We start from the raw sequence: 12,820 nt of genomic DNA on the forward strand, positions 1-12,820 counted from the left end.
GGCCGAAAAGAGGAGAACGCAGATACACCCAGTACCGCAGGGTGGATTCCACAAGGCGGGGGAAGGCCCCGCCTTTGGCGATTCTTTCGTCTATTTCTCATCGCTGAGAAATAGACCCCCAGCGGAGCGTCCCTGGTTTGCGTTGCCTTCCCTGCCATATTTGTGTATAATAAAATGCTAACTATTTCATAAGGGAGGTCCTTACCATTGTTGGACATCGTCCTTCGTCGTTTCATTCCCAACTACACCCAGACCCGTGACCCCGAGGTGCGGCGTCAATACGGCGTCTTTGCCGGCGGAGTGGGAATTCTCTTAAACCTGCTGCTCTTTGCGGGAAAACTCACCGCCGGACTCATCACCGGCGCCATCTCCGTCACCGCCGACGCCTTCAACAACCTCTCCGATGCCGCCTCCTCTGTAGTCACTCTGGTGGGCTTCCGTCTGGCCGGTCAGAAGCCGGACGCCGACCACCCCTTCGGCCATGGCCGCATGGAGTACCTCTCCGGGCTTTTGGTGTCCCTGCTCATCCTCCTGGTGGGTGTGGAGCTGGGCAAGAGCTCCATTGAGAAGATCTTACATCCCGAGGCCACCCAACTCACCGCCCTCAGCGGCACCATTCTGGTGATCTCCATTCTGGTGAAGCTTTGGATGGGCTGGTTTAACAGCAAGCTGGGCAATCGCATCCAGTCCGAGACCCTCCGGGCCACCGCCATCGACTCCCGCTCCGACGCCCTGGCCACTTCCACCGTGCTGCTGGGCCTGGGCATCACCCACGTCACCAGCTTGCAGCTGGACGGCTGGCTGGGTCTGCTGGTGGCAGCGTTCATCCTCAAGGCCGGCTGGTCCGCCGCCAAAGACACCATCGATCCCCTGCTGGGCACCAACCCTGACCCGGAGATGGTGAAGGATATCCAGTCTGTCATCATGGAACACCCCCAGGTGGTGGGCATTCATGACCTCATCATCCACGACTACGGCCCCGGGCGACGGATGATGAGCGTCCACGCCGAGGTGTCCGATCAGACCGACGTGATGGAGGCCCACGATATCATCGACCACATCGAGCGGGAGCTGGGCGAGCGGTTCCAGATTGAGGCCGTCATCCACATGGACCCCATTCAGACCGGCAACCCCCAGGTGGAGCAGCTGCGGGCCCGCACCGCTCAGCTGGCCCGGGATATCCACCCCGACCTATCCATCCATGACTTCCGCATGACCATGGGTCCTATGTACACCAATCTGATTTTTGATCTGGTGGTTCCCTACAGCGTCACCATGCCCCCGGCCCAGGTGAAGGACGCCCTGGTCCAGGCATTGCAGGCGGAAAACCCCAATTATCACGCGATCATTCACATTGATCGCTCTTACGTGGTGTGAATTTACAAAAACTTCTCCACTTCGCCAAAAAAGCAGGATATAATACTGGTATCATAAAAAATTTAGGGAGAGCCCCTCTCCGCAGAAAAAGAAAGGGTGACACGTATGCCCCGTAAGGTATTGATCGTGGAAGATGACAAGAACATTGCCGACCTGATGCGTCTGTATCTGGAAAAGGAGTCCATGGACTGTCAGGTGGCCAACGACGGACTGGTGGGTTTGGAGAAGTTCCAACAGTTCCAGCCCGACCTGGTGATGCTGGACATCATGCTGCCCGGCATGGACGGCTGGTCCATCTGCCGCAAAATCCGGGAGACCTCCAAGGTGCCCATCATCATGCTCACCGCCAAGGGTGAGCTGGAGGACAAGGTCAACGGCCTGGAGCTGGGCGCCGACGACTATATCACCAAGCCCTTTGAGATGAAGGAAGTGCTGGCCCGGGTCCACGCTGTGCTGCGCCGATACGGCGAAGAGGAGCAGAAGGAGAAAAAGCTGGTGTTTGACAAGCTGGTCATCAACCTGGACTCCTATGAGCTGCTGGTGGACGGCAAGCGGGTGGACACCCCGCCCAAAGAGCTGGAGCTTCTCTACCATCTGGCCTCCTCCCCCAACCGGGTCTTCACCCGCAACCAGCTGCTGGACGAGGTGTGGGGCTTTGACTACTTCGGCGACAGCCGCACCGTGGACGTGCACATCAAGCGTCTGCGGGAAAAGCTGGAGGGCGTCAGCGACAAGTGGAGCCTGAAAACCGTGTGGGGCGTGGGCTACAAGTTTGAGTCCAACAGCTAACCCCACAGAGCAGGAGGTGCCTCATCCATGAAATCCATGTATGGACGGCAATTTGCCACCATGGCCGGAATGGTCCTGCTGTCCTTTCTCCTGTTGGGCGCATCCTTCGCCGCCCTGAGCTACCAGTACACCCTCCAGGAAAAGCAGGACACCCTCATGCGCAATGCCAAGTACATTGCAGAATATACGTCCTACGCCGCCAACAACAATGGCAGCACCGTGTGGACCACCGACGAGTTTCAGCAATACATCTCCACGGTGGCCCAGGTGGCCGACTCCCACATCATCGTGGCCACCAACGACGGCACCATTCTCTTTGCCACAGACGGCAAACATGTGCTGTATAACATGACCTCCCGGAACATGCCCAATGACATCGTCAACGCTGTCATCAACGACAAGGTCTATGAGGGCATGACCACCCTAAATGGGTTGTACTCCAGCGCCCGGTTCATGGTGGGCCTGCCCGTCTCCAGTTCCAGCGGATATCTGCAAGGGCTGGTGTTCTTCTCCACCAACACCTCGGACATCACCGCCATGTGGCGGGACCTGTCCGCCATCTTCGTGGTGGTGGCCTGCGCGGTCATCCTGGTGGCCGCCATTCTCAGCTCAGTCACCAGTATGCACCAGTCCAAGCCCATGAAGGAGATTGCCGCCGCTGCCCGTCAGTTCGGACTGGGCAAGCTGGATGTGCGGGTGGACGTGGGCAACCGCCGGGACGAGATTGGCGAGCTGGCCGAGGCCTTCAACGCCATGGCCGAGTCCCTGTCCAAGAGCGAACAGCGGCGCAGCGAGTTCATTGCCAACGTCTCCCACGAGCTGAAAACCCCCATGACCACCATTGCTGGCTTTGCCGACGGCATTCTGGACGGCACCATTCCCCACGACCGGGAGCGGGAGTACCTGAGCATCATCTCCTCGGAGACCCGGCGGCTGTCCCGGCTGGTGCGGTCCATGCTGGACCTGTCCCGGCTCCAGTCCGACGAGCGGGCCCCCCAGCAGCAGTTTGACCTGGGTGAGACCATGCTGCGCACCCTGGTGAGTCTGGAGGGCAAGATCAACCAGAAGCACCTGGAGGTGGCCACCAACCTGCCGGAAGAGCCGGTGATGGTGTGGGGCGACCAGGATGCCATCACCCAGGTGTGCTACAACCTGCTGGACAACGCCATCAAGTTCTCCCAGGAGGAGGGCACCCTGTCCCTGTCCATTGTCCCCAAGGGCTCCAAGGCCACGGTGTCGGTGAGCAACCAGGGCAAGACCATCCCCCCGGAGGAACTGGACCTCATCTTCGACCGCTTCCACAAGGCCGACCACTCCCGCAGTGAAAATCGGGACGGCGTGGGACTGGGTCTGTATATCGTCAAAACCATTCTCAACAGCCACAAAGAGACCATCACCTGCACCAGTCAGGACGGTCTGACCACCTTTACCTTCAGTCTGCCCCGGGCATGAATCTGATTCAGGAGGCGTTTGCCGTGTCCAACCATCTTTCCCATCGCTGGCCCCAAGGGGAACCCCGCCCCATCCACTACCACTACACCTCAGACCGTCGCCCCCGCCGCCTGGGTAAGGCGCTGCTGGTGGTGTCCCTGTGCCTGGTGGCCGCAGCGGCCCTGGTGTTCGGCGGATACCTGGGCATGGTCCACCTGGCCAACTCCCTGGCGGATGCCCAGCGGGGCTCCTTTGCCCCCCGCCCCTCCAGCCATGTGGAGGTCAACGCCAACTGGGACCCCGCCGACCTGCCCTGGGCCCAGCCCGACCCCAACGTGTCCATCTTCGTACACGACCAGGACACCCAGGTGCTGACCAGCAACCAAATCTATGACCAGGTGCTCCCCTCGGTGGTGTGCGTCACCGCCGACCAGGGCAACGGCTCGGCCAGCGTGGGCTCCGGGGTGGTGCTCACCCAGTCGGGGTACATCGTCACCAACTTCCACATCATCCAGGGCGGTGTGTCCCTGAACGTCTCCATGCTCTCCAGCACGGCCAATTATGATGCCAAGCTGGTGGGCTACGACGAGGAGCTGGACCTGGCGGTACTGAAAATCGAGGCCCAGGGCCTCGTCCCTGCCCGTCTGGGCAGCTCGGACCAGCTGTCGGTGGGCGACTCGGTGTACGCCATCGGCAACCCCATGGGCTACCTCCACGGCACCATGACCGAGGGCATCATCTCCTCCCCCACCCGCACCATCCAGGTGGACGGCAAGGACATGAACCTTCTCCAGACCAGCGCCGCCCTCAACTCCGGCAACTCCGGCGGCGCTCTGACCAACGCCTATGGACAGGTGGTGGGCATCACCTCCGCCAAGATCACCGGCGTAGAGAATGACACCGTCATCGAAGGATTGGGCCTGGTCATCCCCATCAACGACACCATCCCCTTCCTCAACCAGATGATCCACACCGGACAGAGCTTCCGCCCCTCTCTGGGCATCCTGTGTCAGGAGGTCCAGATGGACGACACCTCCGGTGTGTACGTGGTGAGCACCACCGCCGACACCCCCGCCCACGAGGCGCTGCTGGAGGGCGACGTGATTCTCGCCGCCAACGGGGTGGACACCCCCACCCTCTACGCCCTGACCCGGGTGCTCAATGACACCGGGGTGGGCAACCAGGTGGAGCTGTCCGTGCTGCGGGACGGCGGTGTCCTCTCCATTTCCATTACCCTCTACGACCGTCTCACCTGACGGGAGGCCAAACCATGAATCAAGATCAACTCATTGCCCTGCTGGCCCAGAGCCCCGGCTATGTCTCCGGCCAGGAGATGAGCCAGACGCTGGGGGTCACCCGGGGCGCCATCTGGAAGGAGCTGTCCCAGCTGCGGGAGCAGGGCTGGCCCATCTCCTCCTCCACCCGTTTGGGCTACCGCCTGGACGGCCCCCCCCCTCAGCTCTCCGCCCCCTATCTGGAGGGGCGGCTGTCCGGCACCATCTCCTCGGGCCACATTCACGTCTTTGATCGGCTGGACTCCACCAATACCCAGCTCAAGGCCATGGCCGCCCAGGGAGCGCCCCACGGCACCGTGGTGGCCGCTCTGGAGCAGACCTCCGGCCGAGGTACCCGGGGCCGCACCTTCGCCTCTCCCCCCGGCGGGCTGTATCTGTCTCTGCTGCTGCGCCCCCAAGTGCAGCTGTCGGAACTGTTTTCCCTCACGGGATGGGTGGCGGTGGCGGTGCGCCAGGCGGTGGAGACCGCCTGCGGCGCGCCCGCCCGCATCAAGTGGCTCAACGACATCTACTTAAACAACCGCAAGCTGTGCGGCATCCTCACCGAGCTGTCCCTGCTGGGAGAGAGCAGCGAGCCGGACTATGTGGTCATCGGGGTAGGGCTAAACCTCAGCCAGACCGCCCAGACCTTCCACGACTTGGGGCTGGAGGGTATCGCCACCTCCCTGGCCCTGGAGGGGTACGAGGTGGAGCCCAACCACATGGCCCTCACCCTGCTCCAAGAGCTCCACACCATGGCCCAGCACTTCCCCAGCCACCACGAGGAATACCTGCACCAGTACCGGGCCCACTGTCTCACCCTCCACCAGCCGGTGGAGGTGGAGACCGGCAAGGAGACCTATCAGGCCGTGGCCCAGGCCATTCTCCCCGACTTCTCCCTGGAGGTCACCGACCAACAGGGCTTCACCCATCCGGTGTCCTCGGGCCGGGTCACCCCCCACTTTCTCCGCGCCAATTCCTGACAGGAGGATTTCCCATGAACAGCCAACTGCGCCGCACCCACATCTTAGAATATCTCGCCCAGGCCGACGGCCCCCTGTCCGCCACCGCTCTGGCCCACACCCTCCAGGTCAGCCGCCAGATCATTGTGGGGGACGTGGCCCTGCTGCGGGCCTCGGGGGCCAACATCACCGCCACCCCCCGGGGGTATGTGCTGGACCACCCCGCCCCCGGCCGCACCTACACGGTGGCCTGCCGCCACAGCGAGAGCGAGATGGAGCAGGAGCTGAACCTGATGGTGGACCACGGCTGCACCGTGGAGTCGGTGGTGGTGGAACACCCGGTGTACGGCCAGCTGGTGGGGCAGCTGAATCTGTCCTCCCGCTATGATGTGTCCCAGTTCATCCAGAAGGCCCAGGCCCATGACATGCGCCCCCTATCTGAGCTCACCGACGGCATCCACCTGCACACCTTACAGTGTCGGGACGAGCAGGCGTTCCAGCGCCTGGTGGAGGCGCTGCGGGACGCAGGATTTTTGGTGGAAGAATAAAGACATATCCCCGAGGCAATCGCCTCGGGGATTTCTCTTGAAAAGATGCCCAGCAACTCTCCATGCGCCGCCTCACCGGAGCAGATGCCGCCCGCATGGTGTTGGACGCCAACGGGCTGCACCAGGTCCGCATCGAACGGGTGGCGGGCAATCTCACCGATCACTATGACCCACGCACCAACGTCATCCGCCTGTCCGATTCGGTGTACGACAACGCCTCCACCGCCGCCATCGGTGTGGCCGCCCTGGAGCAAGGCCATCTGCTCAATGAGGAGGAGATGGTGGGAGCCCGCAAGACCCTGTGGGCTGCGGCTATGACCTATGTGGCCGCCCTGGCCGTGTCCCTGGCCCAGCTGTTCCGGCTGCTGCTCATCGTGGGCAATCGGCGCAGAAACGATTGATACTCAGGACAAGCAAACAAGCCGCCCTCCGGAAGGACACTTCTGGAGGGCGGCTTTTCTGCACCAATTATTCCACTTTCATCATGCGATACCCCACGCCAATGTGGGTTTGAATATACTGGGGCGAACCAGGCTCTTTTTCCAACTTCTTGCGCAGGGTGGCCATAAACACCCGCAGGGAAGCCACGTCGTTGTCCCAGCTTCTCCCCCAAATTTGCTGGGTGATAAAGGTATGGGTCAGCACCTTGCCCACGTTTTTACACAGCAAACACAAAAGCTTGTACTCGCTGGGGGTCAAATGCAGCTCCTGGCCATCCAGAAACGCACAGCCCGCGGCATAGTCCACTTTTAACTTCCCGTTGGTGAACACCGCCTCGGTGCTCACGTTCCCCAGCTGCAACGCAGCCAGCCGCCGCTGTGTCACCCGCAGACGGGCCAGCAGTTCTTCTACCGAAAAGGGTTTGGTCAGGTAATCGTCTGCACCAGCATCCAGGGCATCAATTTTATCGGTATCTTCACTGCGGGCGCTGATGACGATGATGGGCACGTTGGACCAGGTACGAATTCTGTGAATGACCTCCACCCCGTCGATGTCGGGCAGGCCCAAATCCAACAGGATGATCTCCGGGTTGTGGGAGGATGCCTCCAAAATCGCTGCCTCTCCGTTGGATGCCGTGAGAAAGCGATAGTCATGGGCTCTCAAGGTGGTGGTGATGAGGTTGCGCACCGGCGTATCGTCCTCCACCACCAGAATCAATGGTTTATTCATGTAGTTCTACCTCCCCGGCTGGTACCGAAAATGTAAAGATGGAGCCATGGGGCTTATGATCGCTCACCATGATTTCTCCTCCATGTGCATTCACGATGGATTTGCACAGCGCCAGACCCAATCCCATACTGCGGCGGCTGTCGGCAATCTGATTGGATGCACTGTAAAACATGTCAAAAATATGGGGCTTTGCCTGGTCAGGAATTCCGGGGCCATTGTCTGCCACCGAGATGTAAATAAACTTCCCCTCTTGCTTCCATCCAATTTCAATGTCCGACCCGGGCGGGGTGTACTTCATGGCATTGTCAAGGATATTGATGAGGACCTGGACAATCAGCTTTGCATCCATCTGTGCCAGGAGATAATCGTCACTGCTCTGCACATGAAAGTGGTATTCCGCACGCTTCCGATTGATGTGCCGAAGCGCCTCTGCTACCACCTCGTCGATGAGCTCGGTGCTCAGGTGCAAGTTCATCCGCCCCTGCTCCAGTCGGCTGACCGAGAGCAAATTTTCCACCAGATTGATCAGCCACATGGCATCATCATAGATATCGGCGTACATCTGCTCCTTGGTCTTTGCATCAAACAGCGGTCCATTGGAGAGCAGGTTGCTGGCGTTGCCGGAAATGGAGGTCAAGGGTGTGCGCAAATCGTGAGAAATGGAGCGGAGCAGATTGGCTCGCAACTGCTCGTTCTTGGCCAGCACGGCAGCGGCTTCTTTCTCCTCCACGTTCTTTTGATTTTCCAAGGCCAAGGCACATTCTCCCAACACCGAGAGGAGAATGCTGGACTCAAAGGAATCCAGCGGCTTATCCGAGGCGGCAATGCCTACCACTCCATACACCCGCTCCCCGGTGCGGATGGAGAGATAGGTACACCGGGCATCGGGAAGGGTTTCTGTCCCAGCTCCCGCCCGCTTGTTGTTGGACAGCACCCACTGGGCCACCTCCCGCTCCTTGGGAGTGGTGTAGCGCTGGGGAGATGCTGCCCCGTCCACCAGAAAGATTTCCGGCTCCAGAAGCCCTTTCTCATCTATGGAATAGACCACAATATCCCGCTGGAAGATTTTTAACAGCTGTTTGGCAGTCACGGAAATAATTTCTTCTTGGGTGTGGGCTCGTTGCAGGTTTTGGCTGGTCTCAAACAACAATTTGGTCCGCCACGCCACTTGAGCCGATCGTTTGGCATGGGACTTTAGCTTGGATGCCAGCGAGCCGGTGAGCAGAGAGGCCAGAAACATTACGAGAAAGGTGATGGGGTATTCGCTGTCGTAGGCTTGCAGGGTAAATCTGGGTACCGTGAACAGGAAATTGAAGGTCAGTACACTGGCAATGGAGGCAACGAAGCTGCAAATGGAACTTCTGGTGTAGACCGAGATCAACATGACGCCCAGGATATAAAGCGTAATGATATTGGCCTCTGTAAAGCCGAAGTTATAAAATAACAGGCCAATGAGTGTGACAAGAACGAGAATTCCTGCACTTTTCAACAGGTCCAGCACGGAAATGGATGGCATATGCATCACTTCCCGGTGTTTGGTATCCAGCAGGCGATTCACTCCATTGTCCGGAATGATATGGATGTCCAGTTCTGGCGTCAGCTCAATGAGCCGTTCCGTCAGCGATGTCTTTCTCAGCAACAGCCGATGAGGGATCCCACTACGGCCCAGCACAATTTTCGTCACGCCAGACAGGCGGGAAAACTCCGCAATTTGATAGGCCACATCATCGCCATACACCGTCTCGATAGAGGCCCCCAATTGCTGTGCCAGACGCATATTGCCCTGAAGGCGCTGCTTATCCCGAGCATTCATCCACTGAAATGCCTTCGTCTCCACAAACAACGCGGTAAATCCACACCGAAACGCCCCTGCCATCCGGGCCGCCGTGCGTATGATTTTCTCATTGGAGGGAGCGGAAGACAGACACACCAGAATGTGCTCATGGGTGCGATACTCCGTTTGCATCTTCTCATGGGTGTACAGAGCCGCCCGATCCGCACAGCGGCGCAGGCCCACCTCTCGCAGGGCGCTGAGCTGTGACAGGGAGCAGCCTTCCAGCAGCGCCTCCTTGTGTCCATCCATCAGCCGCTGTCGGAGCCGCTGGGGCTCCAGGTCGATGAACTCCACCTGATCTGCCTGGTCAAATACCCGGTCCGGAATGCGCTCAGGCACCGAAGTGCCCAGGATGGAAAAGACCGTGTCCTGAATGCTCTCAATGTGGTAAATGTCCAAGGTCGTATAGACGTCAATTCCCGCCTTCCGCAGCTCCTCAATGTCCTGATAGCGCTTCATATGGCGGCAGGCATCCGCATTCCAGTGGGACAGATCCTCAATCACAATCAGCTGAGGGTGCCGTTGGAGGCAGGCATCCAAGTCGATTTCATCCGCTATGTGCCCATCCCTGGCCACTTTTTTACATGGCAATACCTCAAACGTCTCTGCCAATGCCGTAGTCTTAGGCCACTGGGTATCGGAGAGTATGCCAATGGCCACGTCCAGCCCTGCCTGTTTTGCCTCTCTGGCAGATTCCAGCATGGCGTAGCTCTTCCCAGCGCCGGAGAAATAGCTGGCAAAAATCGTGAGTTTCCCCTGTTTTCTTCCGGTGGCCTGCCCCGCCGATGCAACCGCATCCATGGCACTCCCTCCTCTCAAACAGGTGTATTATAGCACAAATCCCTTGAGGTTGCGGGCAAAGTTGTGGAGGGCAGTTACTCCATGCGCTTGATCTTATCCTTACGGACTTTGTCCAGGAACTTGTACAATCCATCAATGGCAAAATACACACCCACGCAAAAAAGAAGGATGACACCCAATAAAAGCAGTTCTTTCATCTTCTCCCCTCCTCTTCTCTCATCTCAGGTCTCTTCCCTTAAATGTGAAAGCACTTCTGGATATCCCGCTGGGTTCCCAAAACCAAAATGGTACTGTTGACAGGCAGGCTGATATCCGGTGTGATGACGGTCATGGAGAACTTTCCATTTTGTTTGATGGCCATGATATTCACATGGTAGCGTTTTCTCACATCCAATTGCCCGATGGTTTTCCCCACCCAGCTATTGGGCACTTCCACTTCGAAAATGGCATGGTCATCCCCCAGGGCGATGTAATCGGCAATGTGATCGGAGGTATACCGAATGGCGGTCCAATTTGCCATCTGCTTCTCCGGATACACCACCTCATCGGCGCCATTGCGCAGCAAGAACTTGGCCTGAATGTCTCGGCCTGCTCGGGCCACCACTTTTTTCGCCCCCAACTCCTTGAGCAGGGACGCCGTTTCCAGGGAGCTCTGGAAGTTGTCGCCGATGGCTACAATGCACAGGTCATAGTTTCGCACCCCAAGGGAGATCAGGAAGTCTTCGCTGGTGCTGTCTCCAATCTGGGCGTTGGTCACAAAGGGCAAAATCGCATTGACCCTTTCTTCGTCCTTGTCCACCGCCATAACTTGCTGGTTCAGTTCGTTGAGCTTCATGGCAATGTGCCGTCCGAACCGGCCTAATCCAATTAACAAAACGGTTTTCATATGTTCTCCCTCATCTCTTTATCCTATGGTAATTCGTTCCTGGGGCAGTCGGGCCACGTTCCCCTGGGTCCGGGACAGGGCGGCGAAAATCAGGGTCAGTCCGCCCACCCGTCCAAAAAACATCAGCGCAATGAGAATCAGATGGGACACCCAGCTCAGTTGCGGCGTAATGCCCAAAGAGAGCCCCACCGTTCCAATGGCGGACGCTGTCTCAAACAGACAGGTGAGGATGGGCAAGCCCTCCATCCTGCTGATGATAAGCCCTCCCGTCAAAAATAAGGTCAGGTACATCATCAAAATCGTTGACGCCTGCACCACGGTTTCCTGGGACACACGCCGGTTGAAAAAGTGGGGATTCTCCCTGCGCCGAAACACAGCAATGGCACCGGCCAACAATACCGCCAGGGTCGTGGTCTTCATGCCGCCTGCGGTGGACCCGGGGGAACCTCCGATCAGCATGAGCATTGTAATCATGGACTGACCCGTCTCGCTCATGGCGGTCAGATCCGCGGTGTTAAATCCGGCGGTTCTGGGGGTGATGGCCTGGAACACCGATAAGAGCACCCGCTCGCCCAGCGGCTTTCCGGCAAATTCAAAGAAGAAAAAGTAAACAGTGGGGAGCAAAATCAGCATTCCCGTCACCGTCAAGATCACTTTGCTCTGCATCCGATACTTATGAACATGCCAGCGGTTGGTGCGGATGTCCTCCCATGTCAAAAAGCCGATGCCGCCCACCACAATCAGCAGGGCAATCACCAAGGACACCACTGGCTGGCCTGCATAGTCCACCAAGGAGGAAAACGGAGCCTTTACCCCCATCAGGTCAAAACCCGCATTACAAAATGCCGAGATGGAGTGAAACAGGGCGTACCACGCCCCTTGGAGTAGGCCAAACTCCCGGCTGAACACCAAATACAACAGCGCGGCTCCCAAAAGCTCCACGGCAAACGCCGTCCGCAAAATAAAGCCAGTCAGGCGGACAATACCGCCCACATTGGGCGCTGCAATGGCCTCCTGCATGGTGCTGCGCTGCATCAGACCGATTTTTCGTCCCGAGAGAATGGCAAAGGCCCCCGCCACGGTGACCACACCCAGCCCTCCAATTTGAATCAGCAATATAATGATCACCTGCCCGAACTGGGACCAGTAGGTGGCAGTATCATGGATGACCAATCCCGTGACACACACCGCAGATGTGGAGGTAAACAGAGCGTCCAAAAACGGGGTCACCACCCCCTGTTGCGAGGAAATGGGAAGCATAAGAAGGAGGCTTCCCGCCAAAATTACCAGAAAAAATCCAAAAATAATAACCCGGAACGGGGACTTATTGTTTTTATGCAACCGCCGCCACATAAGTCTCCTCTCTTTCTTTGTCTTAATACGTCTTTATGGTTTCTTTCTACCTTCATTATCCACATCCGGTCTAAAGAGAGTGTTAACATGTAAAGCCGCACATTAAGATGGTATAAAGATGTGCCGTTTCGGAGTGGCGGGAACTTAGGCTGGGGCGAAGGCTACGGTTCAGAAGCCGTCTAAAAGGCCAAAAGCCGCCCTCCGAAGGAACACTTCTGGAGGGCGGCACTTGGTCTCACGGTGTCTGAACTATGGTGAAAGACAATATGACAGCAAAAGAAAAAACGTAAGCGTCAATTCAAGCAGCGACTTGTCAGGGAAGAATGCCTCTGCCAAACTATAAGAGTCTGAAATAGTACAAGGTAGTACCAGAGAGTATTCAAGACTCTGAGATA

General features: G+C 58.0%; 11 protein-coding genes and 1 pseudogene. 7 read left to right on the forward strand and 5 right to left on the reverse strand.

Annotated elements, in window-relative coordinates:
• The first annotated feature begins 207 nt into the window (after positions 1 to 207).
• The 7 genes and pseudogenes from B5F22_RS03450 to B5F22_RS03480 all read left to right on the forward strand — a co-directional run.
• A complete protein-coding gene (locus B5F22_RS03450; RefSeq protein WP_087233980.1) occupies positions 208 to 1,377 on the forward strand; it encodes a cation diffusion facilitator family transporter in 1,170 nt (389 codons plus the stop codon).
• 105 nt (positions 1,378 to 1,482) lie between these two features.
• Entirely contained in the window at positions 1,483 to 2,166 is a 684-nt protein-coding gene (locus tag B5F22_RS03455; RefSeq protein WP_087233978.1) for a response regulator transcription factor, read from the forward strand.
• A 27-nt stretch (positions 2,167 to 2,193) separates the two neighbouring features.
• Positions 2,194 to 3,618, forward strand: coding sequence for a HAMP domain-containing sensor histidine kinase (locus tag B5F22_RS03460; protein WP_087390908.1), 1,425 nt, complete (start codon positions 2,194 to 2,196; stop codon positions 3,616 to 3,618).
• Positions 3,615 to 4,853: a trypsin-like peptidase domain-containing protein gene (locus tag B5F22_RS03465; RefSeq protein WP_087390912.1), complete on the forward strand. Its 1,239-nt coding sequence runs from the start codon at positions 3,615 to 3,617 to the stop codon at positions 4,851 to 4,853. Before B5F22_RS03460 ends, B5F22_RS03465 begins: the two co-directional genes overlap by 4 nt.
• Before the next feature lie 14 nt (positions 4,854 to 4,867).
• Positions 4,868 to 5,854: a biotin--[acetyl-CoA-carboxylase] ligase gene (locus B5F22_RS03470; protein ID WP_087390914.1), complete on the forward strand. Its 987-nt coding sequence runs from the start codon at positions 4,868 to 4,870 to the stop codon at positions 5,852 to 5,854.
• Positions 5,855 to 5,868: 14 nt separating this feature from the next.
• Positions 5,869 to 6,381: a transcription repressor NadR gene (locus B5F22_RS03475; protein WP_087233970.1), complete on the forward strand. Its 513-nt coding sequence runs from the start codon at positions 5,869 to 5,871 to the stop codon at positions 6,379 to 6,381.
• A gap of 59 nt (positions 6,382 to 6,440) precedes the next feature.
• Positions 6,441 to 6,782 (forward strand): annotated as a pseudogene (locus tag B5F22_RS03480) (zinc metallopeptidase); the annotation flags it as partial.
• 67 nt (positions 6,783 to 6,849) lie between these two features.
• Here B5F22_RS03480 and B5F22_RS03485 read toward each other — a convergent pair.
• The 5 genes from B5F22_RS03485 to B5F22_RS03500 all read right to left on the reverse strand — a co-directional run bounded on the left by B5F22_RS03485 (position 6,850) and on the right by B5F22_RS03500 (position 12,425).
• The gene (locus B5F22_RS03485) at positions 6,850 to 7,551 is read right to left on the reverse strand and encodes a response regulator transcription factor (protein ID WP_087390920.1); all 702 of its coding nucleotides are present in this window, start codon (positions 7,549 to 7,551) and stop codon (positions 6,850 to 6,852) included.
• Positions 7,544 to 10,186, reverse strand: a complete 2,643-nt coding sequence (locus B5F22_RS03490) for a sensor histidine kinase KdpD (protein ID WP_087390923.1) — start codon at positions 10,184 to 10,186, stop codon at positions 7,544 to 7,546. Before B5F22_RS03490 ends, B5F22_RS03485 begins: the two co-directional genes overlap by 8 nt.
• Before the next feature lie 74 nt (positions 10,187 to 10,260).
• Positions 10,261 to 10,383 carry a hypothetical protein gene (locus B5F22_RS12730; RefSeq protein WP_275532474.1) on the reverse strand — a complete coding sequence of 41 codons (123 nt, stop codon included), beginning with the start codon at positions 10,381 to 10,383 and terminating at the stop codon, positions 10,261 to 10,263.
• 38 nt (positions 10,384 to 10,421) lie between these two features.
• Positions 10,422 to 11,072, reverse strand: a complete 651-nt coding sequence (locus B5F22_RS03495) for a TrkA family potassium uptake protein (protein ID WP_087233962.1) — start codon at positions 11,070 to 11,072, stop codon at positions 10,422 to 10,424.
• Positions 11,073 to 11,090: 18 nt separating this feature from the next.
• The gene (locus B5F22_RS03500) at positions 11,091 to 12,425 is read right to left on the reverse strand and encodes a potassium transporter TrkG (protein WP_087369825.1); all 1,335 of its coding nucleotides are present in this window, start codon (positions 12,423 to 12,425) and stop codon (positions 11,091 to 11,093) included.
• Positions 12,426 to 12,820 lie beyond the last annotated feature (395 nt).

The organism is Pseudoflavonifractor sp. An187 (assembly GCF_002160275.1).
Lineage (GTDB): Bacteria > Bacillota > Clostridia > Oscillospirales > Oscillospiraceae > Enterenecus > Enterenecus faecium.